This window comes from Pseudoalteromonas piscicida, assembly GCF_002208135.1.
GTDB lineage: Bacteria > Pseudomonadota > Gammaproteobacteria > Enterobacterales > Alteromonadaceae > Pseudoalteromonas > Pseudoalteromonas piscicida_A.
This window is the reverse complement of the sequence record NZ_CP021646.1, coordinates 3,848,861-3,873,059: the sequence shown is the minus strand read 5'-3', so window position 1 is coordinate 3,873,059 and position 24,199 is coordinate 3,848,861. Positions and strand designations below refer to the sequence as shown.

19 protein-coding genes and 1 pseudogene are annotated in these 24,199 nt (G+C 44.7%); 10 read left to right on the top strand and 10 right to left on the bottom strand.

Features of this window, described 5'->3' with window-relative positions; genetic code table 11:
- Nucleotides 1-286 precede the first annotated feature (286 nt).
- Nucleotides 287-496, top strand: coding sequence for a hypothetical protein (locus B1L02_RS17735; protein ID WP_088532077.1), 210 nt, complete (start codon nucleotides 287-289; stop codon nucleotides 494-496).
- Here B1L02_RS17735 and B1L02_RS17730 read toward each other — a convergent pair.
- The 3 genes from B1L02_RS17730 to B1L02_RS17720 form a co-directional block, all read right to left on the bottom strand.
- On the bottom strand, nucleotides 493-1,134 hold the full coding sequence (locus tag B1L02_RS17730; protein ID WP_088532076.1) for an alpha/beta fold hydrolase: 642 nt from the start codon (nucleotides 1,132-1,134) through the stop codon (nucleotides 493-495). The two genes, B1L02_RS17735 and B1L02_RS17730, sit on opposite strands and share 4 nt — an antisense overlap.
- 120 nt (nucleotides 1,135-1,254) lie before the next feature.
- On the bottom strand, nucleotides 1,255-1,533 hold the full coding sequence (locus tag B1L02_RS17725) for a hypothetical protein (RefSeq protein WP_088532075.1): 279 nt from the start codon (nucleotides 1,531-1,533) through the stop codon (nucleotides 1,255-1,257).
- Nucleotides 1,534-1,551: 18 nt separating this feature from the next.
- A complete protein-coding gene (locus B1L02_RS17720; protein ID WP_088532074.1) occupies nucleotides 1,552-1,887 on the bottom strand; it encodes a hypothetical protein in 336 nt (111 codons plus the stop codon).
- 273 nt (nucleotides 1,888-2,160) lie between these two features.
- Between B1L02_RS17720 and ylqF the strand changes: the two genes are divergently transcribed.
- Nucleotides 2,161-3,105, top strand: coding sequence for a ribosome biogenesis GTPase YlqF (ylqF, locus tag B1L02_RS17715; protein ID WP_088532073.1), 945 nt, complete (start codon nucleotides 2,161-2,163; stop codon nucleotides 3,103-3,105).
- On the opposite strand, the gene B1L02_RS17710 is transcribed toward ylqF, so the two are convergent.
- A complete protein-coding gene (locus B1L02_RS17710; protein WP_088532308.1) occupies nucleotides 3,102-4,511 on the bottom strand; it encodes a sensor domain-containing diguanylate cyclase in 1,410 nt (469 codons plus the stop codon). The two genes, ylqF and B1L02_RS17710, sit on opposite strands and share 4 nt — an antisense overlap.
- Nucleotides 4,512-5,679: 1,168 nt before the next feature.
- On the opposite strand from B1L02_RS17710, the pseudogene B1L02_RS25120 reads away from it, so the two are divergent.
- Nucleotides 5,680-5,772 (top strand): annotated as a pseudogene (locus B1L02_RS25120) (two-component system response regulator); the annotation flags it as partial.
- On the opposite strand, the gene B1L02_RS17705 reads toward B1L02_RS25120, so the two are convergent.
- The 3 genes from B1L02_RS17705 to B1L02_RS17695 all read right to left on the bottom strand — a co-directional run bounded on the left by B1L02_RS17705 (nucleotide 5,769) and on the right by B1L02_RS17695 (nucleotide 11,420).
- A complete protein-coding gene (locus B1L02_RS17705; protein ID WP_088532072.1) occupies nucleotides 5,769-7,058 on the bottom strand; it encodes a DUF3472 domain-containing protein in 1,290 nt (429 codons plus the stop codon). The pseudogene B1L02_RS25120 and the gene B1L02_RS17705 sit on opposite strands and share 4 nt — an antisense overlap.
- A gap of 38 nt (nucleotides 7,059-7,096) precedes the next feature.
- Entirely contained in the window at nucleotides 7,097-9,946 is a 2,850-nt protein-coding gene (locus tag B1L02_RS17700; RefSeq protein WP_088532071.1) for a TonB-dependent receptor, read from the bottom strand.
- 103 nt (nucleotides 9,947-10,049) lie between these two features.
- Nucleotides 10,050-11,420 carry a Gfo/Idh/MocA family oxidoreductase gene (locus tag B1L02_RS17695; RefSeq protein ID WP_045964720.1) on the bottom strand — a complete coding sequence of 457 codons (1,371 nt, stop codon included), beginning with the start codon at nucleotides 11,418-11,420 and terminating at the stop codon, nucleotides 10,050-10,052.
- 256 nt (nucleotides 11,421-11,676) lie between these two features.
- Between B1L02_RS17695 and agaR the strand changes: the two genes are divergently transcribed.
- The 7 genes from agaR to B1L02_RS17660 all read left to right on the top strand — a co-directional run bounded on the left by agaR (nucleotide 11,677) and on the right by B1L02_RS17660 (nucleotide 19,825).
- Nucleotides 11,677-12,447: a transcriptional repressor AgaR gene (agaR, locus tag B1L02_RS17690; RefSeq protein ID WP_088532070.1), complete on the top strand. Its 771-nt coding sequence runs from the start codon at nucleotides 11,677-11,679 to the stop codon at nucleotides 12,445-12,447.
- A gap of 11 nt (nucleotides 12,448-12,458) precedes the next feature.
- Complete coding sequence (locus B1L02_RS17685; protein ID WP_088532069.1) at nucleotides 12,459-13,745, top strand: D-tagatose-bisphosphate aldolase, class II, non-catalytic subunit; 1,287 nt, start codon at nucleotides 12,459-12,461, stop codon at nucleotides 13,743-13,745.
- Nucleotides 13,742-14,860: an SIS domain-containing protein gene (locus B1L02_RS17680; protein WP_088532068.1), complete on the top strand. Its 1,119-nt coding sequence runs from the start codon at nucleotides 13,742-13,744 to the stop codon at nucleotides 14,858-14,860. Before B1L02_RS17685 ends, B1L02_RS17680 begins: the two co-directional genes overlap by 4 nt.
- A complete protein-coding gene (locus B1L02_RS17675) occupies nucleotides 14,857-15,765 on the top strand; it encodes an ROK family protein (protein ID WP_088532067.1) in 909 nt (302 codons plus the stop codon). Before B1L02_RS17680 ends, B1L02_RS17675 begins: the two co-directional genes overlap by 4 nt.
- The gene (gene nagA, locus B1L02_RS17670) at nucleotides 15,758-16,909 is read left to right on the top strand and encodes an N-acetylglucosamine-6-phosphate deacetylase (protein ID WP_088532066.1); all 1,152 of its coding nucleotides are present in this window, start codon (nucleotides 15,758-15,760) and stop codon (nucleotides 16,907-16,909) included. The genes B1L02_RS17675 and nagA overlap by 8 nt, the downstream gene beginning before the upstream one ends.
- Before the next feature lie 224 nt (nucleotides 16,910-17,133).
- Nucleotides 17,134-19,221 (top strand): elongation factor G, encoded by a 2,088-nt coding sequence (gene fusA, locus B1L02_RS17665; RefSeq protein WP_088532065.1) that lies wholly within the window; start codon nucleotides 17,134-17,136, stop codon nucleotides 19,219-19,221.
- 214 nt (nucleotides 19,222-19,435) lie between these two features.
- A complete protein-coding gene (locus B1L02_RS17660; RefSeq protein WP_088532064.1) occupies nucleotides 19,436-19,825 on the top strand; it encodes a hypothetical protein in 390 nt (129 codons plus the stop codon).
- A gap of 244 nt (nucleotides 19,826-20,069) precedes the next feature.
- Here B1L02_RS17660 and B1L02_RS17655 read toward each other — a convergent pair whose 3' ends face one another.
- From B1L02_RS17655 to B1L02_RS17645, 3 genes are all read right to left on the bottom strand, one after another.
- Nucleotides 20,070-21,155, bottom strand: a complete 1,086-nt coding sequence (locus B1L02_RS17655) for a hypothetical protein (protein ID WP_088532063.1) — start codon at nucleotides 21,153-21,155, stop codon at nucleotides 20,070-20,072.
- Nucleotides 21,156-21,340: 185 nt separating this feature from the next.
- Complete coding sequence (gene hemB / locus B1L02_RS17650; protein ID WP_088532062.1) at nucleotides 21,341-22,351, bottom strand: porphobilinogen synthase; 1,011 nt, start codon at nucleotides 22,349-22,351, stop codon at nucleotides 21,341-21,343.
- Nucleotide 22,352: 1 nt separating this feature from the next.
- Nucleotides 22,353-24,191, bottom strand: a complete 1,839-nt coding sequence (locus tag B1L02_RS17645) for a sensor domain-containing diguanylate cyclase (RefSeq protein WP_088532061.1) — start codon at nucleotides 24,189-24,191, stop codon at nucleotides 22,353-22,355.
- Nucleotides 24,192-24,199 lie beyond the last annotated feature (8 nt).

Sequence of the window (24,199 nt, the reverse complement as noted above, 5' to 3'; positions counted from 1 at the left end):
TTAATACAATATGACGTTGGGATGAGTGCGTTAAAAAACAAGATGAAACCCCAAAAAGCTTCCAAAAATAGCAAAGTGACATAAAGACTCGACGGGAATAAAGCTTGCCAACTTTTTCCACAACCATACCAGAAGGTGCGATTTTTGATCTAAGACAAATGTTTAATCTCGTTCGTATTTTGGCGGTTTTAAACTTGATTTAGGTCAAAATATCACCGCACTATAAGCGCATAATTATCTCATCGAGACACGAAAAACGCGGTGTCTACTACTTGAGGAAATGAGTATGAAAGGCAAAACAAAATCAGAACATAAAATGGAACTCGTCGTCGTTGTTATCGCTTTAGTGGCTTTTGTTGTTGGGCTAGTAGGTCACTTAGCTGGCGCAAGCATCGCAAACTCAGATACCTTTGGCTATATCGCAGCACCAGTGCCGTTATTAGTTGGTTTGATTGCAGTGATTGCCTACAAAGTGGCTGCAAGTGCGGAGCGCTAAGGCTTTTCTAACAGCTCGCAGATATAGTCCATTACCGCACGGGAATATATTAAGCTGGTATGGCTGAGATGAAACACTTTGTGCTCGGCCATGCCATTGAGCTTGGTTTCTTCTAGTAACACAGTGCCATCCGATTGGCTGCCCTTTTGCAGTAGTGGCATTAGCCCAATGGGTAAGTCACCGGCAATACTGTAAAGCTTAGCATCGAAAGGCCAATCTTGATTGTTAGATAATAAAAACTCCACACTGTTTTTTAACAGGAGCTCCAGTCCTTTGTCATGCATATGCTTGGCAATGGCACTGCCTTTATGTGGTGTCCCGAGGGTCACCACTTTTTTTACTTGCTTGCTCGCTGTAGAGCCTCGCTCTAAATAGGCTCTTGCAACTAAGCCACCCATGGAGTGGCAAACGAGTGCAGCGGGGCGGTCGCCAACAAACGTATCAATAGCGGCGCAGATCTCATCAATATTTGGCGTTAACGTGTTATAGCTTAAATTGAGAATGCGGTAGCCTGACTTACCCAAGCGAGCACTAAGCGGGCGCATCACAAAGCCAGACATATACAAGCCATGCAGCACCACAATGCTTTCAATCTTGGCGCTCGCGGTAATGTTGAGTGGAATAGGGGAGTGGTTCATGCCGCCTCTTTAAACTTGAATACTACAAAGCCTTACGCGAGTGTATCACCCTCACTTGAATACTTGATGTATTAATCAATCCAAATTTAAAAATTATTATCCTAGAGTCTGTGATCTTTGCTAATCAAATTGCCACTCTTGCTTGTAATCATACCTAAACCCAATGGAGATGGGATCCATATCACTTTGGATAACACTGCGATGGCTGCGACCCGCCTTAAGGGTGATATTTTGTTTGGCGGTGACGTCAAGGTTGGTTGCTGCATCGGCAATCACCGACTTTTTACTCTCCAGCGCCAGTTGTTGTTTGGCGCTGGCAATGAAGGTTTTATTGGTGAGTAGTCGAATTGCACTTTTAACACTGCCAAGTTGTATGTCTTTGGCTGCAAAAATGTTCATCGCGCCAAGTTGCGCAAGTCAGTGAATATAAGGCTGCTTTTTATCCCCATGTAACACCAAGTGCTGGTTGCCCGATAGGGTTTGCAACACAGTATGCGGGGTTTTTGGGGTGTCATCAAACATCAATAGGTTTTGGCCGCGAGAGCACAATACGTTTTGGGTAGGGTTTTCGCTAGTAACAACCGACGGTTGGGTGTCGTTAAGGGCAAACCCTAACAGGTAACTTTGGTCAGGGTCATTGTTCATACAACCAATGAGCACATTACTGTCTGGCAGCAGTGGAAAGTGTAATCCTGTAGGCTGCTTTTGGCCGCGACAGGCATATTGTGTGAGGCGCTGTACCGACTCGGTCACCTGACTTTACTCATGGCAGCGGTAGATGGACAAGTATTTTGAGCGTGATACGTGAATTAAACAGAATTCATAGCCATTAACCCAATCCTGTCAATTTATAGTAGAATAGCCAACTTAGTGATGAGGTACTGCTGCTGTATTAAAAGCGTTTAGTACCCTATGTTGTATCCTTAACTTATCTCTTACTCCGTACGAATGACGCTATGGTAGGTGTGAGTTTGGCAAGGTGTTCAACATATGAGCTTTTAAAGTTAATTAATACAGGTGGTTATAATGGCAATACAGTGGTTCCCAGGGCATATGAATAAGGCGCGCAATGAGATCAAAGAGATCATGCCGCAGATGGATGTCATTATTGAAGTGCTGGATGCTCGTATTCCATACAGTAGCGAAAACCCGATGGTAGGGCAGTTACGCGGTGACAAGCCTGTTATCAAAATCATGAACAAAGCGGACCTTGCCGATCCTGAACTGACCAAGCAGTGGATGGAGTATTTTGAACGTGAGAGTGGCGTAAAAGCGCTGGCGTTTGGTCATGAAAAGGCAAATGAAGTACAGCGTATTAACGCGCTTTGCAAAAAGCTTGCACCTCATAAAGTGGGTCAAGATAAGCAGCTAAAAGCCATGATCATGGGTATTCCAAATGTGGGTAAATCGACGCTTATCAATACACTTGCAGGTAGGATCGTTGCAAAAACAGGTAATGAACCAGCGGTAACTAAAGCGCAACAGCGTATTAAGCTTGAAGACGGCATTATGCTTTACGATACGCCGGGTATGTTGTGGCCAAAGGTTGAGAATGAAAACTCGGGCTATCGTTTGGCGGCAACGGGTGCGATTCGCGATACCGCTATCAATTATGAAGAAGTGGCGAGCTACACCGCTGAATATCTGCTAGGTGCATATCCAGAACTTTTAAAAGCACGTTACAAGCTCGACGAATTACCGGATTGTGACTGGACATTTATCGAGATGGCTGGCCGTAAGCGCGGTTGCGTTAAGGGTGGCAATCAGGTCGATACGCACAAGATGTCGGAGATTTTAATCAACGAACTGCGCGATGCTGTTATCGGGCGGATCACGATGGAAACGCCGGAAATGCGTGAGTCGGAAGAAGAAATGGTTGCTGAGTTACGAGCGCAAGCTGAGGCAAAAAAGGCTGCGCGTGAAGAAGAAAAACGTCAGCGCCGCGCAAGAGCGCGTAAGAATCGCCGCTAAGCGGCGAATTTGGTTTGATTCCGCCCTTGTTTGGCACGATAGAGCGCGGCATCGGCGCGCTTTATAAAACCATCTTCCGATTCATCAATATGGTATTGTGCAACGCCAATACTGACGGTCACTTTGACCTCACATTCCGCCTGCTCTAGTGCAACATGGATCTTCTCAGCAATAGTAATTCCTTGCTCTAACGTCGCTTTGGGTAGCAGTACCATAAACTCTTCGCCTCCCCAGCGGCACAGCAAACCGTTGTTATCTATCTGGCGTTTACATACGTTCGAAAAGCATTGCAGCACTCTGTCGCCTACCACATGGCCATGTTGATCGTTCACTTGTTTAAAGTGGTCGATGTCCATCATCAACATTACTACAGGGGTTGATTGGGTACGTGCTTTCGCTAAATGGTGCTGAAGCTGTGGCTCGAAGGCTTGGCGATTAAAGGTATCGGTGAGTTTGTCGTACTTCGCCATTCGTTCTAAGCGCTTTTGATAGTGGTTAAACGTCAACTGTGCTACGGCCAATATTAATAGGGTGACGAGGCTCCCTACCCATAAATTGGTTGTGAGAATGTCGCTGATCCCTCCCGATTTATCTATTGTTTGTTCAACAATTAAATACCAGCCAACCGAATCCAAATAGCGCGAATGGACAAACTCTGCATGGTCGTCGGTTTCCAACCGAAATTGGTATTCGGATTGATTGAGCATTGCCGTTGCTTGGGTTGGAAAGCGGTCATGAATATTAGTGCCAGATAGGGTCTGGTCGTTAAAAAATAATAGCCTGCCTTTGTGGTCGATAAAATACAGTTTGCGTGCGTAACTGACTTCGTATTGTTCAATTAAACTGTGTAAATCAGCCAATAAGATACCAACCCCAACAACGCCAATTACATCGTTGTTTTGCTTGATCTTATGATTGACGTAAACAATGGCGTCGTTGTTGTCTCTTGGGTCTATATCAACATTGAGCGCATAGTCAGAATCGCTATGCAGGCTCTCTCGGTACCAATCGTTTTGTTTGGCTCGGATGTCTAACTGCTGGGTGTTACCATCAAAGTGGTAATAAGTAAGGCTCTTGTCATCCACTAAAAAGCTTGTTTTTGCGTGATGTAGTGCTCGAGTATCTTCTAAGTAGGTGAAAATAAGCGCTGGGTCTTGCTGTGAAGACGTCAGCCAACGTTTTATAAAGACGTTATTTGCCATTTGCTGAGACACAATGATTGGAGCTTGGAGACGTTTTTGTAAATCTAAGTCAATCAGATGGCTGGTGAGCGGCAGAGCATCATCGCTCACTCCTTTGTACAAAGATTGTTTAGCGTGCTCAATACTTATCCAGCTGGTGAAAATAAATCCTACCAACAACAGCAGGCTTAACAACATGTTATAACGGTAGCGTCGAGCGTTCATATTATTGTTATTTTTGGAAAAATAGAATGATACGGATTCTAGTAAAAGAAAACGATTACACGACATTACAGCTGAACAAGCGCTGATCGAAAATAGAGGCATAAAAAAAGCCCTGAGTAGGGCTTTTTGATTCATATCTACCGTCACCGATATGAGCAATGTAGCAAGTAAAAAGTGGTTGCCAGTGATACACATCAAGGGGCGTTGTAGCACATCACCGACAACACGATTCAGGGTCGAATCAGCAAGAGTATGTCCTCTTGTTGATAGTGATTATCAATTAGATTTACTCTGAGGTCAACACCTTTTTGAAAATAATTCTCATTAATATTTATAAAGCTGTTTTTCGGTAGTGCTGCAATACATATAAATTTTGGGCATAAAAAAAGCCCTGAGTAGGGCTTTTTACGTTCATATCTACCGTCACCGATATGAGCAATGTAGCAAGTAAATTGTGAGAATAAACTTAGTCAGGTTTAGGGGCGACTGAATTAAGCTTATTCAAGCCATTAACGTTGGCCAGCCGTGTTTCAGGGTCGAGAAACAAACTAGAGTACTGATGCCAATCTCAAGGTAGCGAGTACATCAGGTAGACAGGGCTTTACAACTATCAACCTTACTAACTGAATTGGCGAAACAACACGTTGCCGTCTTGTTGATAGTGATTATCAGTTAGATCTAGCAATGAGTCAATACTTTTTTGAAAATAATTCTCATTAATATTAGTGAGATATTTTTCTTGCAAAATTTGAGTGAAAATAAATTTTGGGCATAAAAAAAGCCCTGAGCAGGGCTTTTTGATTTCATATCTACCGTCACCGATATGAGCAATGTAGCAAGTAAAAAGTGGAGTTAGCGTCTAAATACGAGGAGCAATGCAAGTGCCTGCTAACGTCCTTGGTAGTTGTGGATACCAGCCTTGTTTCGGGTCAAGAAACTATTATGATAACAAGTTGAGCCGTCACTCTCTCCTTGTTGATATTGATTATCAATTAGATCTGAAGAGCTGTCAATGGACTTCTTGAAAATAGTTCTTATTTAGATCTAAGTGGTTGGAATTACGCCAAATTTAAATTTATTGAGCGTATTGTTTTAAAAATGTAATGGTTTTTGATGTGTTTTACTTCTTATCGGTGTTTCTTTATAGAGGGGGTTTACCACTCTGTGTTATTTAGAGTTCTTGGCTCGCATAGAAGAAGTAAAAGCCGACCAAAGCTACGGTAGCATTGGTCGGCCAGAGAGAAGCTATCATTTAAATTAAGGGTGTGCCTGTAGTGACTGCCATGGGATCATCGGCGTATCATTGCTGCTAGGGCGAGTAAATTCGCTGAGATAAGGTGTGGGTCCTGTGAAGAAACCGGTATTACGTAAGTAAAAGCGGTTTTGCTCTTCACCACCTTGATAATCCAAACGCGACCCTTTTCTGGCGGTGGCGTCATAAGTGAATTTAGCTTGATTTAACTCAACCCAGTTACCTTGGGTGTCGCGCAAAAACTGGCGGTTATAAAATGCCTTACGCTCAAACTGTCCAGCTTCGGGTAAAAAGTTTTCCAAAAAGCTATGCGGTCTTGCAACATAGGTATTGGTTTCAGGGCGGCTAAAGGCCGCGATCAGCTTCCATTGACCGGTTTCCGGCGCATAAAAGTAGCCACGATATTCAGTATGGCCTTCATAGGTCGTACTGGGCTCGATATTGACTAAAAAGCGATATGTCGTATCCGGTTGCCAGTTATAACGTAAATAGCTTTGTCCACCAGAACCTTCATTGCCAAATTCACCGACGTAAACGCCTTCGCCTTTAGCGAGTAATTTGATTTTAAGATTGTCAGGAATTGTGCTCGGATCATCCGTTTGGTACGGGCTCCAAACCGAAAATAGCACGCGACGCTCGGTGGGTGAGTTTACCTGAATACCAAAGTACCCTTCGCCAAAACCATTCGCCATAAAATACGAACCTTGTGGATCATAGCCAGATGGCACCGTTACTTCGTTGTAAAACCAGTTATAGTCCTTTTTATCAGGTACGGTATAGGAAAGGTGTACTGAAGGGCCGCGACGACCCCAGTAAAAGTCTTCTTTGACATAGTTTGGTGCGGGGGTCATGGCCTCACCATCGAGACTAAGTCCGGTGATGGCAGGGAAGGCACTTTTTCGCCCTTTGGCTAATGTGTCACCGGCAATTAGGACGGTTTGATAGCCAACTTGCGTTACGACAAAGTCACCGACTTTAACCTTAGTCGGGCTTTGTTTATCGAGGTTAAGCGTCACTTGTTTGTTGTTATGTGCTACCAGTAATGTACTTGGTGCACTTGGTTTCTCAAGGTGTAAATAGAGGGTATAGGTGCCAACGTTATTGGCATAAAAATAGTGATTAAACCTGAGTTGCTTATCTTGCCATGGTGCGATACCGGCTTGAGTTATATATTGCCTGCTGGCGTCAATATCATTGTTGACCCAGGCGTTACCGTAACTGCTGATATAAGCCTCTTGTGCTGAGGCAAATAGCGAGGCGCACAGGAGTAGCGGTGTCATTACTGTATTCTTCATCTTAAGTTCCTTGAATGGGGCGTGTCGCCCCATGTTGATTAGAAAGAAGTGTTAATGCCTAAACTGATACTGCGGCCGTAACGGCTCAAGTGGCTCACTTGCTCTTGGGTTTTAATGTATGACCATTGACGTTCATTGGTGAGGTTCGTCACATTCAAGTCGATTCGAGTTTTTTCAGTTAGATTATAGCTGGCACTGAAATCAAACTGACCATAATCCGCTGCCCATTCTGGGCCGCCCCACGCATCTGGATACTTCAGGTAATCATCTCGCCAGTTGTAAGCGATACGCGCTTGGTAGTCATCCTTCTCATAATAGATAACCGCATTGTAAGAATGCTCAGACATTCCAGCGAACGGTAGCTCGTCTTTTTCTGGGTCGTCGTATTTACTATCCGTAAATGTGTAGTTGACTTGCATACCTAGGCCATCAAATGGTGCAGGTAGCAATTCCTCAAACGACTGTTGGTAAGCAATTTCGAAACCTTTGATCTCTGCTCCCGCTTCAGAACGTGGCGATACTTGGGTAAATTCTGGACCGTCGACTTCAACGCCGTCTTTTATGAATTTACCCACTTTTATCGTGCCAACACGTCCCTGAGCGATAACAGATTTAATGTCTTTGTAATAGGTTGCAAAGGTGAGCGCACCATAATCAGAGAAGTACCACTCTAGTCCCAAATCAAGTTGGTCAGCTCTTAGTGGCTTGATCCCAGGGTTGGCAAGATTAAGCTCAAACTTACTGAAATTAATTGAGCTATATGGAGTTAGAAAATCAATGCTCGGTCTGGTGATAACTTTAGCCGCGCTGGTTCTAAATAACAGTGAGTCTGTTATTTCTAACTTAAAGTTCATGCTAGGCAGTACATCAGTATAGTCATCTTCTACATAAGAGTTGGAGTAATAATCGGCAATATCCCCTTCTATGCGATAGATAATGTCGCCATCTTCATCTTCTTCTACGTTGTATACCAGACTTGGGTAATCAAAAACGTAGCCATCAGAGGTGATCTCGGTTTTGATTGCTCTTACGCCTAGGTTTAAGTTGTAAGGCATTTCCGACAGCTCGCCGACTAGATTGGTCTCTAAATAAAGTGCAAACGTTGACTCAGAAAGCTCGTAGGAATCTTTAGGGCTCTTGGAGGCTCTAATTTTTTCATCTGCGGCTTGGGCATTGATGGATTGATAAAAAGCATAGAGTTTGTCGTAGTCAAAGCTGGCCCACGGCGCAGGGTGCATGCCCGGCTCACCCTCTAGGAAGTTATCAAAGTTGGCGGGTACAAGTACATCTGCGGGTAGTCTAAATAAGTTAAGACCACCGAGCTTTTCTACGCTTGAGTTATCAAAGCTATCGTAATCTGAGTTTTTAAAATAAGCCCCTCCATTACTGAACATCGATGGGTTATTTGACTTGCTTACGTCTCTGGCTTTAGTTTGCTTTCCGTAATGAAAGCCAAACTTGATGTCTTTGACAAATTCCCATTCCGGAATAAATGTCCCTTCAAGCCTTAGCTCTTCAACATCACTTATCACTTCCGTGCCATAGTTGTAGCTGTAGTGAGCACCAAAGGGTTGATCGGCATTAAGTGCTGGCGACATAGTCACATCTGGCAGAAGGTTGTCGCCGGTTTGATCTATGGTGATGGTATCAACAAAGCCACGTGCCACGATGTAGCGGTTGTCGCCATCATTGATCCGCTCGGCTCGCGACTTAGACACATCAAATTCAAGCGTTAGATCGCTGGTGGCATACCACTTGAAGTTAAGACCGGCTTGCCAAGTGTCGGTATTGCGAGGCTCAGAGACGTTCAGTAGCTCAGCCATTGCGCCATCGACTAACTCAATGTAGTTGACGTTACCATCTTCATTAAATTTTAACTCACCTACTGCTGGGATCCCTGGCGTCCAAGGTTCATCATAGGTGACGAAAGAGATTTGATATTTTTCACCGTCGGTTTTGTAGCTTGAGTATAAGCTATCAAAGGTGACATCAATATCATTCGTTGGACGCCATTGTAACGCAAGGCTTGCACCAATGCGCTCACGTTCATCTTGCCAATTCGAGTAGCGCACATATCCTGGGATCATTGAGGGGTGTACTTTCTCGCCCTCATCTAGCTCGCCATTTCGGTTACTATCAACCGGGACTCGCACGTCGGTATTTTCTTCAGGATCGTAAAATCCTTGTCCTTCGTAGGAGTCTTCGCGTTGTGTTCGCTCGGAATAAACGGCGGTGAATAGCGCGCCAAAGGTATTGTCAAAAAAGGTGTCACTAATGAGGAAGGAGGCTTGAGGGTTGGTATCACCGGTACGTTCTTCGTAAATGGCTTTGGCACTTCCGGCGAGGGTAAAGCCATCCATATCTAACGGTCGGCGAGTTTTTATATTGATGACTGAACCAATCCCCCCTTCTTGCGTTTGTGCCTGCGGTGACTTGTACACTTCTAATGCTTGAACCATCTCAGGCGCAATTAAATCGAAGTTAAAGTCACGGCTTGTGTGTTCAGATGCCATTCTACGACCATTGATGGTGGTAACGTTAAAGTCCCCGCCAAGACCCCGCACTGTGACGTTTTGTCCTTCACCTGCGTTACGGGTAATGGCGATACCTGTCATTCGTTGTAGCGCTTCAGCAAGGTTTTGATCTGGGAACTTGCCAATGTCTTCGGCAACGATGGCATCCATTACGCCAACCGCATTTTTCTTGAGAAAGAGTGACTCTTTGATACTGGAACGTACACCACGTACTTCAATTTTCTCGACTTGTTGCTTGGCTTTATCTTGCTCGTCGGATCCGCTGTTCTGTTCTGTTTCCTGTGCGTGCGCATATTGGGACAGGGCACAGCTCACGGCCAATCCCACAGCACACAATTTTAGAGTGTGTTTCATCTTGTTGTCCTGTTGAGTGTTGTTATTATTGCGCCCGCTTTACGGGCGCTTATTCAGGCATTGATAGCACTTGCTATAGATAGCGTATTTAACCTCTGGTTAGTTATGTGACAATGCCTAGTGGTGCTGCAGTGCGCCATGTGCCCCTGGTGAAATCCGGGAAGTCCTTGCTATTACTTCTGTCTGCAACTGAGTCCATTGAAAGAGGAAAGACCGCTGACCAAGCAGCTGCGTCGTAAACATCCTGATCTAGCGGCTCGCCATTACGAAGGCAGTAAATAATGCGCCAGAACATTAAGAAATCCATCCCACCATGGCCGCCGTTGCGCTCTGCTTCAGCCCCCATTTTCTGCCAAAGTGGATGGTCGTATTTACCGTACCAATCATTCATGTCGTAATCCCACTCGTGAAAGCTCTTACTCCCGCCGTTTTCAAGCGCGATGCGGTTGGGGAATCCTGCAAATACGCCGTTAGTACCTTGAATTAAATTGTGGCGGGAGTAAGGGCGTGGGGTAGTGGTATCGTGCTGTACCATAATCGAACGACCTTTGATGGTTTTAATGATGCTGGTGTTCATATCCCCAGCAATATAGTTCAGTTGGTTACGCTCATGATTTGCTGGGAACTCACGTTTGGCATAGGCTGCACGACCAAGTGCTGGTGAACTCATGGACGAGATATAGTCGAAGCGATCGCCACGGTTGATATTCATATATTGAGAAACAGGGCCTAAACCATGGGTTGGGTAGAGGTTGCCGTTACGTTTGGTATGCCAATGTGTGCGCCATGAGCCAGTTTTATGCTCAATTTCTTTCATTTGCCAGCGAAGTTCATGGATATAAGCCGCTTCACCGTGAAGTAATTCACCGAATAGCCCTTGGCGAACCATGTTTAATACCATCAGCTCGTCGCGACCGTAGCAAACATTTTCCAACATCATGCAATTCTTTTGCGTGCGTTCAGCGGTATTTACTAACTGCCACGCTTCTTCTATAGTCACCGCTGCAGGTACTTCGACCAAAGCGTGCTTGCCACTTTCCATGGTGTCTACGGCCATGGGGGTATGCCATTTCCAAGGGGTAGAGATGATCACAATATCAATGTCGTCGCGCGCCAACATACGGCGATAGTCCATATCACTCTTGCCGTAAGTCGCAGGTTTTGGTAAACCCTTGTCGACAACAATTTTAACGGCCCTATCGACGACTTCTTGGTGCGTATCGCAGATGGCTTTGATCTCGACACCGTCAAGATGGCAAAAGTGCTTCACCGCGCCAACACCGCGTTGACCCACACCAATAAAGCCCACTCGCACGACATCCAGTTTTGGTACGACTAAACCCTGAACTGAATTTCCTTGTGGCTTTGGTGTAAGCGGCGTCTTATTATTGTTACTTGCGCAGCCAACCACTGCGCTTGTTGCTGCGATAGCAGCCATTGATTGAAGAAATCGCCGGCGGTTTAGATCACCCATAATAACCTCTTAGTTGTTCACTCTTGTTGTTAAAAACGAAATGTTACTTTTTTGGTTATTATTACGGCAGTTTTATTTCGAACGCAAGAAAAATATCTTTCATGTTCTTTCGTTTGGGTTTTGATTTAATTCTGTTTTAACTTTAATTTTATATAAAACATGATGTTAGTTTTGATTTTGTTGAAAGTTAAAAAAATAAATTGAAAGCAAGTGAAAGGTGTGTAGACTAAATTTAACCAAAACGAAAGGAGGTGTCATGCTGAACACCATCGAAAGACGCCACGAAATCGTTCAACTCGTTGGTCAAACGGAACGAGTAGAAGTATCAGATCTGGCAGAACAATTTGGTGTATCAACCGTGACGATCAGAAATGATCTCAATGCCTTACATGATAAAGGATTGTTGGTTCGCTCTCATGGTGGCGCTGTTGCGAGTTCTAGATTAACCAAAGAGCTCACCATAACCGAAAAGCACGACCATCATCATCAAGTGAAAGTCGAGCTTGCAAAGTTAGTGGCGAGTCTTATTGGCAATGATGAGTCTATTATTCTGGACTCAGGTACTACGACCGAAGAAGTCGCGAAGCAACTGACAGAACATCAACAGTTAGTGGTGATGACCAATGGTCTTAACGTGGCGCAAGCCCTCGTTGCAGCCGATGGCGTTGAAGTGTTGATGACCGGAGGTTCACTGCGTAAAAAATCGCTGTCGTTTTATGGTAGCCATGCAGAAGATCAGCTCAAGCAATATCACTTTGACCGTCTGGTACTCGGTGTTGATGGGTTTTCTGTTGATGTTGGTGTAACAACACACTTTGAACCGGAAGCCGCGCTTAACCGCGAGATGTGTAAAGCTGCAAAGCAAGTCATAGTGGTGACGGACTCCAGCAAATTCGATCGTAAAGGTGTACATCGTATTATCGCCTGCGAAGAAATTGATGTTTTGGTAACGGACAGTGGTATTCCAGCTGACATCCATCAGCAATTGGTTACCGCCGGAATAGAGGTACATTTAATAACATCTTAAGAGGTGATCATATGCGGCGTTTTCAAGCCCTAATCGAAGCCAATAAATCAGGGAAAAACTCAGGCATTTATGCCATTTGTTCAGCTCACCCTTGGGTGCTAGAAGCGTCGATAAGATATGCCAAGCAGGAAAATACGCTGCTATTAATTGAAGCCACAGCCAATCAGGTTAACCAATTTGGCGGTTACACCGGGATGCGTCCTGCGGATTTTATTGCCAAAGTCGAAGAGATGGCCGACGAGCTTGGTTTTGATAAGCAGCTACTGATTTTTGGTGGTGATCACTTAGGACCAGTCTGTTGGACGGGTGAAAATAGCCAAGCCGCAATGGCTAAAGCGTGCGACTTAGTCGCTGAATATGTGAAGGCCGGTTTTAAGAAGATCCACTTAGATGCCAGCATGCCGTGTGCTGACGACCCCGACGCGTTAAGCGATGATATTGTAGCTAATCGCGCAGCCTTGTTGTGTCAAACCGCGGAAGAAGCTGCGATTGCGACGTTTGGTCGTAGCGACATTGTTTATGTGATTGGTACTGAAGTTCCCCCTCCTGGTGGAGCTGATGAACAGATTGACAGTCTTCAACCGACCAGCCAAGTTGCTGCGCAAGAAACCCTAGCTTGCCATCGTGAACTCTTTGCAAACAAAGGATTAACGGATGCTTGGCAACGCGTGGTTGCGATTGTAGTGCAGCCGGGTGTTGAGTTTGATAACACCCAAGTATTTGACTACAAACCGAACGAAGCGAGTGCATTAAAAGACTTTATTCGTACCGTTGACCGTATCGCTTTCGAAGCGCATTCTACCGATTATCAAACTGCTGGCGCTTATGAGTCGTTGGTTGCTGACCATTTTGCCATTTTGAAAGTCGGGCCTGAATTGACCTTTGCGCTGCGCGAAGGATTATTCGCGCTTCACCATATTGAAAAGCAATTATTACCAGTGCATAGCCAGTTTATTGAGGTGGTGGACGAGGTCATGCTGGCAGAGCCAACGAGTTGGCAGCGTTTTTATCACGGCGAGTCACAGCAACTCCGGTTCTTGCGCCAATTTAGCTTTAGCGACCGTATTCGCTATTACTGGCATCAGGATGTGGTGCAAAAGGCGTTAGCAACTATGCTCGAAAACCTAGCGCAGCAGATCTTACCATTGCCGCTTATCAGCCAATATTTTCCAGAGTTATATCAACAAGTACGCCGTGGTGAAATAGAAAGGGACGCCAAAGCGTTGGTGATTGCCAAAATTCAACGTGTTGTAGCTCGCTATTCGAATGCGTGTTTTGCCATGGAGAAAGCGTCATGAACACTTTGCTAGGACACGAAATTGCGCAATTAAAAACATTGAATGCTTATTGGACAGCACAAGAGATCAGTCAGCAGCCACAGATGTGGCAAGAAACCGTCCAATTAGTCGCGAGTATAAAGTCTAGGCTTTTGGTGGAGTTAGCTCCTTTTCTAGATGACCCTGATACTCAGGTTATTTTGGCAGGGGCGGGTACATCCGCTTATATCGGTAACGCCATCGCCACTCATCTTAATGCACACATGCGCCAAAGTGTGCGGACAGTGAGCACAACTGACTTAGTTGCTGCACCACGACAATACCTAGCGACGGATAAACCTTGTTTATTGGTATCCTTTGCTCGCTCTGGTAATAGTCCAGAAAGTCTAGCGGCCGTAGAGTTGGTAACACAGCTGGTTAGTAACAGTCAGCACCTTTTTATCACCTGCAATCGTGATGGAAAGTTGCATCAAGCAGCGCAGCAGGCAAGCAATGCAACAAGTATATTGCTACCGGAACCTACGCTTGACCAAAGTTTTGCAATGACGAGTAGCTATTCGTCAATGATGGTTGCAGCGCTACAACTTTTTGCTGCGGATGACGGCTCCGTGGATAAGTTAATCAATGCAGCGCAAAGCATGTTAGCTGCGACAGAGCAGCGAAATATCCGTGCATTTGCACAACAACCATTTGAGCGTTTGGTGTATCTAGGTTCAGGTTGCTTACTGGGATTTGCACAGGAAGCTGCACTAAAAATGCTTGAGTTATCGGCAGGCCAAGTAATGAGCGTGAGCGAATCCCCTCTTGGGTTCCGTCATGGTCCGAAATCACTCATCAATAGCAAAACCGCAGTGGTATGTTTTATTTCAAGTGATGGTTATACCAGCTTGTACGATCAGGATTTAGTTGCTGAACTACAACGCGATGGAACCGCCATGACTGTGCATTCACTTTGCCCTAAAGTACCACTTCTAGAAGACGTGTGGCAAGGGTTACTGTATATGTTGTTTGCACAGCAGTTAAGCTTTTATAAAGCAATGATACTTGGTATTTCGCCGGACAATCCTTGCCCGTCGGGTGAAGTGAATAGAGTCGTGCAGGGGGTAGTCATTCATCCATTTGGGAGTGAAGTATGATTTATGGGGTGGATGTTGGCGGGAGCAAAATTGAAATTGCGGTGTTTGATGAAAAACTGCAGCGCATAGAGTCTTGGCGTGTAGCGACACCAAAGCATAGCTATGAGACATTTTTGGCGCAAATCGTAGACTTGGTGCAGCAAGCCGATGATAAATATGGTTGCAAAGGGCAGGTTGGTATTGGTATGCCGGGGATAGTGAATGCGCAGCAGCGCGTGCTATCAGCAAATGTCCCTTGCGCCAATGGCAAAGAAGTTAAGGCTGATCTCGTTGCGCAGCTTGAACGGCCCATCGCGGTAGAAAATGACTGCCGTTGCTTTGCGTTATCAGAGGCCAGTCTTGGAGCCGGTAAGCAATACCAAAAGGTCTTTGGGGCCATAATAGGCACTGGTGCCGGAGGCGGATTTTGCATTGACGGCGCGTTGTATAAAAGTGCCCAAGGGATCGCCGGAGAATATGGCCACCATCCGCTTTCTGCGGTGTTGCAGCAAAAATATCACCTGCCTATTTTAGCGTGTGGCTGTGGACTGCAAGGGTGTTTAGAGCGCTATGTCGCAGGGCCAGGGCTTGCTGGTTTGTATCAACATTTCACGACGCGAACGCTCAGCTCAGAACAAGTCATCACCGCTATGCGCGCAAGTGAAAGCGAGGCGCTCCATGCTTTTAATTGTTATATGGATCTATTGGGATCGGCGTTTGCAAATTTAATCAAAGCATATGACCCTGAAGTTATCGTGCTTGGCGGTGGCATGTCGCTTATTGATGAGCTCGTTGAAGCACTCCCAAAAGCCATTGAACCCCACGTATTTTCAGCGGTGTCAGTGCCAGATATTGTTAGAGCCAAGCATGGGGATGCAAGTGGCGCATTAGGCGCGGCACTATTAGGGAGCAAAGTGCATGCTTGAGCAGACTCGTTATATTCAACCCCGTCGTATCTATACCCCTACCAGTGTCCTCGAAGCGCACGTTGCGGTAATAAAAGGTGAGCGTTTTCACACGATTATTCCAGTGGCGGAAGCGCCTGATAATACCGAATGTTATCCCAATTTAGATATGTGGCCTGGGTTAATTGATTTGCATATTCATGGTCGTGAGGGCTGCGATGTTATTGATGGTAAACTCTCCAGTTTAGAAACCATTAGTACATCGCTGCTTAAACATGGTGTTACTGGATTTTTGGCTACCACCGTGACGACCACATGGCCACAAACCATTGCGGCAATGAAAGTGGTGGGGGCCGCTTATAAGAAAAAAATGCCGGGTGCTCAGGTGCTTGGCGGATATAGTGAGGGCTTGTTTTTTAGTGAAAAACACAAAGGTGCCCACAACGAAGCTTTCTTTAAGCCGCTAGACGAAGCCTTAATTGATGAAATGATTAGCGCGGCTGATGGTGCGCTTAAAGCGGTGGCACTCGCGCCCGAAAAGGCTAATGGTGTTGCAATGACACAGTATCTAAGTAAACATGGAGTGCGGGTGATGTTAGGTCATTGTGATGCGGATTTTGCGCAAACCAATGCCGCTCTAGCACATGGTGCCTGCGGTGGTATCCATGTGTTTAACGGCATGCGCGGTATTCATCACCGTGAACCGGGCTGTGCTGGTGCATTACTACTTGATAGCCAAGCCTTGGTTGAAGTGATTGCCGATGGTATCCATTTACACCCCGCGATTTTACAATTGATCTACCGCCTCAAAGGTCAGCATAAGGTAGCCTTGATCAGCGATTGTATTAATGCTGGTGGCCTGAAAGATGGTGAATATCAATTGGGTGAAATGCCAGTTGTGGTTAAGGATGGCGTGGCGAAAACCCACAGTGGTAGCTTGGCTGGTAGTACACTAACACTTGAAAAAGCAGTGAAGAATTTAGCGGAATTAGCCAATATTCCGCTTCTTGAAGCCATCAATATGGCAAGCTTAGTGCCTGCAACTTATTTAAATATAGACAATGAACTTGGTAGTATTGAAGTGGGTAAAATAGCGCATTTTTCTTTGCTAGATGATGCCTTCCAAGTCCAGCATGCCAACTTGTTTGGAAAGCAGATATTTTAAACAGAAACCCAAGCACACTGCCCTGAAATTGACAAAATACAACGGAATTTTCTTAAATACAGCGGCCTAGCAGTAAGCGATACGGTAAAAATGGGTCACAAAGTTTCGCATTAGAAACTTTTTCGTGAATTGATTGCATTTTAGACGACTTCAAGGATGATGTTCGCTACAAGAGGTGATATACTCCCGCCGAATAATTTTTCTACTTTAAATAGAGTAAAACAATGGCAGATTTATCGAAATACAGAAACATTGGTATTTTCGCGCACGTTGATGCGGGTAAAACTACCACCACTGAGCGTATTCTAAAGCTTACTGGTAAAATCCACAAAACTGGTGAAGTACACGACGGTGAGTCTACAACTGACTTCATGGAGCAGGAAGCTGAGCGTGGTATTACAATCCAATCAGCGGCGGTAACTTGTGAGTGGAAAGGCCACCGTTTAAACGTTATCGATACTCCTGGACACGTTGACTTCACAGTAGAAGTATACCGTTCACTTAAAGTACTTGACGGTGGTATCGGTGTATTCTGTGGTTCTGGTGGTGTTGAGCCACAATCAGAAACTAACTGGCGTTATGCGAACGAATCAGAAGTTGCACGTGTAATCTTCGTAAACAAACTAGACCGTATGGGCGCAGACTTCTACCGCGTTGTTGGTCAGGTTGAGAAAGTACTTGGTGCTAACCCACTAGTGATGACGCTTCCTATCGGTATCGAAGACCAGTTCTGTGGTGTTGTAGACGTACTTGAGAAGAAAGCATACGTTTGGGATGACACAGGTCTTCCTGAAAACTACGAAATTACTGACGTTCCAGCTGACATGGTAGACAAAGTTGAAGAATACCATGAGATGCTAGTTGAGTCTGCTGTTGAGCAAGACGACGACCTAATGGAAGCGTACATGGAAGGTGAAGTACCTTCTATCGAGCAAATCAAAGCGTGTATCCGTAAAGGTACTCGTGATCTTGCGTTCTTCCCAACGTTCTGTGGTTCAGCGTTCAAAAACAAAGGTATGCAACTTGTACTAGACGCTGTTGTAGATTACCTACCTTCTCCTACTGAAGTTGATCCTCAGCCGCTAACAGATCCTGAAACAGGTGAGCCTACTGGTGAAGTAGCAACTGTTGATGCTGATGCACCACTTAAAGCGCTTGCGTTCAAAATCATGGACGACCGTTTCGGTGCACTTACGTTCATCCGTATCTACGCAGGTCGCATGAAGAAAGGTGACACTATCCTTAACTCTGCAACTGGTAAAACAGAGCGTATCGGTCGTATGGTTGAGATGCAAGCGGACGAGCGTACTGAACTTACTGAAGCACAAGCGGGTGACATCATCGCTGTTGTTGGTATGAAGAACGTTCAAACAGGTCACACGCTATGTGATCCTAAGCACGAGTGTACACTTGAAGCGATGATCTTCCCTGATCCAGTAATCTCAATCGCTGTTGCACCTAAAGATAAAGGTGGTAACGAGAAGATGGGTATCGCGATCGGTAAAATGGTTGCAGAAGATCCTTCATTCCAAGTTGAGACTGATGAAGATTCAGGTGAAACTATTCTTAAAGGTATGGGTGAGCTTCACCTAGACATTAAGGTAGACATCCTTAAGCGTACATACGGTGTAGACCTAATCGTTGGTCAGCCTCAGGTTGCTTACCGTGAAACTATCACTAAAGAAGTTGAAGATAGCTACACGCACAAGAAACAGTCTGGTGGTTCTGGTCAGTTCGGTAAGATTGACTACCGTATCAAGCCTGGCGAAGTTGGTTCTGGCTTTACGTTCAAGTCTTCAGTTGTTGGTGGTAACGTTCCTAAGGAATTCTGGCCAGCAGTTGAGAAAGGCTTCAAGTCAATGATGGACGAAGGTGTACTTGCGGGCTTCCCAGTACTAGACGTTGAAGTTGAGCTATTCGACGGTGGTTTCCACGCAGTTGACTCATCAGCAATCGCGTTTGAAATCGCTGCTAAAGGCGCATTCCGTCAGTCTATCCCTAAAGCGGGTGCACAACTTCTTGAGCCAATCATGAAAGTTGACGTGTTCACGCCAGAAGACAACGTAGGTGACGTAATCGGTGACCTTAACCGTCGTCGCGGTATGATCAAAGACCAAGAAGCTGGCGCAATGGGCGTTCGTATCAAGGGTGAAGTACCACTATCTGAAATGTTCGGATACATCGGTCACCTACGTACTATCACGTCTGGTCGTGGTCAGTTCTCAATGGAATTCTCACACTATGCACCATGTCCAGCAAACGTTGCTGACGCGGTAATCGCAGCTGAGAAAGAGAAAAAAGCAGCTAAGTAATTAATTACTTATTTTGCATAAAAAGGTCGCCTTTGGCGGCCTTTTTTAATTCCCTGTCTAAAAGTCGTCACGATTATTTCATGTTTTATTAATTTTAAAGTTCTTGCTTTAGGGACACTGGCACTTTATCATTAACTTTTCCTCAATAAAATGGGTTGCGCTATTGCGCCGGGCTCGAATTTGATTGTGGTTGGGTAAATAAAGGAGATGCTCAATGAGAACTTTAGAACTGGAAATAAACTGGCTTTTCTACGTGCTTGCACTGTTACTCATCTGGCTGGGTAATGAGCTGTTTTCTATCTTAGATATTCCCTCATTATTATTGCAAATAGTTACACTGATTTTACTATTTTTTACCCTAACAATATTGCTACTGTCATTAACCGGAAAGCGTTTTCTACATATAGATAAGGCGGGGATTAGCTATAACTTTTTAGGTAAAACCCATTATATCCATACGGAAAATATTCAGGCGATTAGGTTACGTTCTTTTGGTATTGTAAGTCTTCCCGAGGTATATCTCTATGACGGTCGTGTTATCCGCTTCTTCAGCTGGAAAATGAATCGTGATGAGCTACACAAAGCTATCAGTCTATTGAAATGAAAAGTTGGGTTGATAATACCAATCCGTATTAATACTTTAACAATTTCAGGGCTGCAGTTAGCTAGGCCAAAAATTGCCTATTTAGATCATCTAAATAGTCTAGTTTTTTGCTTGGTTATTGCCACCAAGATGTTTCTGCATCAAAGTAGGTCACTTAATTTATCTGTTAATATTGCTTTGTAGCCATTACCAACAGATAAATATAGAAACGATCTACAAATAGAATGAAAAGCGGTTTACGTATTTATGGACAAGCACCAAGGAAAGCGAATAACTCATTTCGGTTACGGTCATAATATCTGTGTATACATTGTTGGCCATCCCCACCTCGGCCATTTCCTCCATTTGGGGAAACTAGAGGAATATTATTGAAGCTAGGACCAGATCCAGTTGTAGCGCCATCTGGGGAATAAACCACTTTTGGAATAGTCTCATCTAATGCAGCGGCAAGACAAGAACTTACCTCTGACGCATGGGTGAAGTTCGCACTTAGACTTGCCAGTGTTAATCCCTCAAACCTTGTTCTCGATGTGTCCAAAGTGAGCTCAATGACACCTCCAGATTTTAGGGAAATAACATAACCAACTTGGTTTTCGGCATGGGGCACATCACTATCAGAGACATATCTAGTCACTGCTGAGTTGGACTGTGCCAGGTGCTCAAAAGAGCCTTGCATGCCAACTGAGCCTGCGCCAGCGGTAAAGCCTAAAGAAGTGAATCGTGATAAAGTATATGAACTGCGGTTCACCGCACTACTATCATATTTCTGCTGAGCGGTTCTTTGTACTTTTGAAAAAGCGCTGCTACTTCTGGAGGCTTTGAAAGCCGCGTAAGAAGGGGAGTTGGTGCAAGAGTTTAAAGCCAAGCTTTCATTGCTATTTAGACTGAGTGAGGTTAAAAGATCAAGAGATAATGTAGATTCTACCTGCTGTACAGCGTCTTGAATATTTTTTGAAGCATTAATAGCGTGTTGTAGCATTAAATTAACATCACTGGGAAGGTTATTTATTGGTTCCACATATCTCTGCATATCTTCATAAGCTCCTCCTTGAAAATTGTACCCATGAGAGAAGCCGTATACTGCTCCTGTTGCTAAATTTTTAACTACAATACGTCTAGTACTTGCGCTACATACGTCTTCCCAGGGGTCAGTTGGACCTCTACTGCAGTTGACAGCGGGTTCGAAGCTTCTTGCAATAACCTTGGCCTCAGAATAGTTGCAGTTGGTACATATTTTTGCATCATAGAAAGCTGTGTTTGGATCAAAAGCTGCGCTGTTATAAGATATGAGAAGCATTCCTGCAGTGCCTAATATACTTTTCATCTTCATTTTTATCTTCCTTAATGTATAAAACGATAGTTTACCTACTACAAAATAAAACAAGCATATTATGCTGTTGGATTCTTGAACTTTGAAAGTTAGTCCTTGTTGCTGGTAAATTCAACTAATAAGCATAAATTAAAGTATATTTAAGGAAAGGAAGGTAGGTGGTGGCGCTCCTACCTACATGCAGACTACTTTTCGTTTAGCCAAATTGCGGCTTGTTTTGCAAAGTAAGTCAAAATGCCATCTGCACCAGCACGCTTAAATGCTAGCAAAGATTCTAGTACGACAGGCTTTTCGGCCAACCAGCCGTTATCAATCGCAGCCTTATGCATCGCATATTCACCGCTGACTTGGTAAGCGAATGTTGGTACCCCAAACTCATCTTTAACGCGTCTGACAACATCTAGGTATGGCATGCCCGGTTTTACCATCACCATGTCAGCACCTTCTTGTAAGTCCAAAGCCACTTCACGTAGTGCTTCGTCAGAATTAGCAGGATCCATTTGATAAGTTTTCTTGTCTGCACCTTTAAGGTTGCCCGCCGAGCCAATTGCGTCGCGGAAAGGGCCATAGTAACTTGAGGCATACTTGGCAGAGTAGGCCATTATACGAGTATGGATAAAACCGCACTCTTCAAGTGCTTCGCGAACAGCGCCAATTCGGCCATCCATCATATCAGAAGGGGCGACAACATCGGCTCCTGCCTCTGCATGCGAAAGCGCTTGTTTGACCAGTACTTCCACGGTTTCTTCATTCATGACATAACCGTCTTCATCCAAGATACCGTCTTGACCGTGGACTGTGAATGGGTCTAACGCAACATCCGTGATCACACCGAGCTCTGGACATGCCGCTTTGATAGCACGTACGGCTCTTTGTGCAATCCCTTCAGGATTGTACGCTTCCTCTGCTAGTAGCGATTTTTGCTCTGCCGGTGTCACTGGGAATAGGGCGATAGCTGGAACCCCTAGCTCTACGAGTTGCTTGGCTTCCTCCACTAATAGATCAATAGATAAACGCTCAATACCTGGCATTGATGGGATTGCTTCACGCTTAGATTGACCATCTAATACAAATACTGGATAGATTAAGTCATTAACCGTTAGCGTACTTTCGCTCATTAGACGTCTTGAAAAATCATCGCGACGCATTCTTCGCATGCGAGTTAGGGGGAAAAGATCGAGTCCTGATTGAGCCACGTTAGTTCTCCTGATTGGGGTTGAAAGAGATAATACGATTACGGCCTTGTTGTTTCGCTTGGTACAAGGCCTTGTCCGCATTATCTGTGTATAGTTGTGGATTGTGTGGGTCGCTAACCACCGCGCTATAAATACCTGCGCTGGTCGTCATTTTAATGACATGTTCACCAAATTGAATGTTGAGTTCTGCTGTTGCCACTCTCAGGCGTTCAGCGACTTCAAATGCACCGTCTTCAGGTGTGTTGGGAAGCAGTAAAATAAACTCTTCACCACCATAACGGAACACTTCGTCATGCGGTCGCCGTAAGTGCGACTTAATTAAATTGGCAAATTCGCAGATAGCTTGATCGCCAGCCAAGTGGCCATATTTGTCGTTAATTTTTTTGAAGTGATCGATATCAAAGATAACAAGGCTCAATGCTGTCTGTTCTCGTCTTGAACGGCGTACTTCCATCTGTAAGCGCTTGTCGAAATAGCGGCGGTTCTTCACTTTTGTGAGTGGATCTTCCATGTTCATGCGTTCCAGCTCTCGGTTTTTATCCTCGAGCTCCCTTAATGTGACTTGAAGCTCAAAAGTGCGTTCCTCAATGTTAGACTCTAAGTCGTATTGGGCCTGTTCTTGTAGTTTTAGCTTTTCTTTTAATAGGGCATCCTCAGCTTGAGTATGAGCTAGCCGTTGCTGTTGCTTGGCCAATTTTTCATCTCTTTGGAAGATATATAGGCGTATGAGTAGGTAGCTAAGTAACGTGGCTTCAACGGCAAAAATACCAAAGTAACCCAAATGGTTCAAAAAGCTGCCGGACTGAACTCCCAGCTCAACCGTAAACGGGTAGCTAATCACGATAAAGTGACAAAGCGCGATTGCGATTAAGATATTTCGGCTCTTGTGGTTAATACGAGCGAGCGTATAGACAACCAATACAGAGACAATGAAACTGATGCTAAGCGCTAACAGAAGTGACTGAGAAACCGGTAAAAAAGCAATGATCATGAACAAGCACAACGTAGCTAAAGTAGCCTTTCTTCTTGTCAGTTGTGGGTGTGTAAGCAGTGGCTTTCCAGAACAATAACTCAGAGCGGGTAATAGGAGTGCGCTGAGCAATAACGTCATTATGCCTTGACCATATTGCTGGAACCATTGCCAAGAAGAGTAGAAGTAGCGATAGCCGAAACCGTACATGTGTGCATTGAATAGCCATACCGTAGCGATAAATAAAGTGGCACATAAAAAATAACTTTTTTTGGTAACACAATAGAGCGTGGTATTGGTTAAGGTGAGTGCAAATACAAATCCCGCTAAAATTCCAAAAATAAGATTAAATTTACTCTTAAATTGCAGGTATTCATTCGGCTCCCAAATTGCAAGTGGAGCCGTGACAACTCCCTCATCACTGATCTGTAAGTATAAATGACTTTGCGCTTGTGGCTGTAGCTCCAGTGGGACAACTAAAGACTCATACTTGAGTGGTCGTTTAATCAGTGGCAAGGCATCGCCCATATCTAGGCTGAATATTGGATGGTTTGGCCTGACATGATAGGCAGTTACCGCATCGATGAGATTATTGTTTATACTCACCAATACAGGTGTAAGCGAGTTGTTGGTATTATGAAGCGCTATTTTTAACCATAAGTGTTTCGTCCCAGGTCTAAGACCCGTTGGAACTTGGGTGCTGCTATGCCATTCGACAGGAGCCGCAAGCAATTCGTTTAACGATGCATATTTACTCAGTGTGTAACTTAACTTTACTTGGTGTTCTACCTTAAACGACTCCGAAATAGTGACGGCAGAAAATACAGCAGAGCTGTATATCAATATAAGTAAAGACAACACAATGCGCATTACTGGCT

What these genes read in the sequence shown, in the direction of transcription:
- B1L02_RS17645 (WP_088532061.1), bottom strand. Translation starts at nt 24,191, where the DNA reads ATGCGCATTGTGTTGTCTTTACTTATATTGATATACAGCTCTGCTGTA.
- B1L02_RS17685 (WP_088532069.1), top strand. Translation starts at nt 12,459, where the DNA reads ATGCGGCGTTTTCAAGCCCTAATCGAAGCCAATAAATCAGGGAAAAAC.
- B1L02_RS17700 (WP_088532071.1), bottom strand. Translation starts at nt 9,946, where the DNA reads ATGAAACACACTCTAAAATTGTGTGCTGTGGGATTGGCCGTGAGCTGT.
- B1L02_RS17730 (WP_088532076.1), bottom strand. Translation starts at nt 1,134, where the DNA reads ATGAACCACTCCCCTATTCCACTCAACATTACCGCGAGCGCCAAGATT.
- B1L02_RS17735 (WP_088532077.1), top strand. Translation starts at nt 287, where the DNA reads ATGAAAGGCAAAACAAAATCAGAACATAAAATGGAACTCGTCGTCGTT.
- nagA (WP_088532066.1), top strand. Translation starts at nt 15,758, where the DNA reads ATGCTTGAGCAGACTCGTTATATTCAACCCCGTCGTATCTATACCCCT.
- B1L02_RS17695 (WP_045964720.1), bottom strand. Translation starts at nt 11,420, where the DNA reads ATGGGTGATCTAAACCGCCGGCGATTTCTTCAATCAATGGCTGCTATC.
- B1L02_RS17675 (WP_088532067.1), top strand. Translation starts at nt 14,857, where the DNA reads ATGATTTATGGGGTGGATGTTGGCGGGAGCAAAATTGAAATTGCGGTG.
- B1L02_RS17655 (WP_088532063.1), bottom strand. Translation starts at nt 21,155, where the DNA reads ATGAAGATGAAAAGTATATTAGGCACTGCAGGAATGCTTCTCATATCT.
- ylqF (WP_088532073.1), top strand. Translation starts at nt 2,161, where the DNA reads ATGGCAATACAGTGGTTCCCAGGGCATATGAATAAGGCGCGCAATGAG.
- B1L02_RS17705 (WP_088532072.1), bottom strand. Translation starts at nt 7,058, where the DNA reads ATGAAGAATACAGTAATGACACCGCTACTCCTGTGCGCCTCGCTATTT.
- B1L02_RS17660 (WP_088532064.1), top strand. Translation starts at nt 19,436, where the DNA reads ATGAGAACTTTAGAACTGGAAATAAACTGGCTTTTCTACGTGCTTGCA.
- B1L02_RS17680 (WP_088532068.1), top strand. Translation starts at nt 13,742, where the DNA reads ATGAACACTTTGCTAGGACACGAAATTGCGCAATTAAAAACATTGAAT.
- B1L02_RS17725 (WP_088532075.1), bottom strand. Translation starts at nt 1,533, where the DNA reads ATGAACATTTTTGCAGCCAAAGACATACAACTTGGCAGTGTTAAAAGT.
- B1L02_RS17710 (WP_088532308.1), bottom strand. Translation starts at nt 4,511, where the DNA reads ATGAACGCTCGACGCTACCGTTATAACATGTTGTTAAGCCTGCTGTTG.
- agaR (WP_088532070.1), top strand. Translation starts at nt 11,677, where the DNA reads ATGCTGAACACCATCGAAAGACGCCACGAAATCGTTCAACTCGTTGGT.
- fusA (WP_088532065.1), top strand. Translation starts at nt 17,134, where the DNA reads ATGGCAGATTTATCGAAATACAGAAACATTGGTATTTTCGCGCACGTT.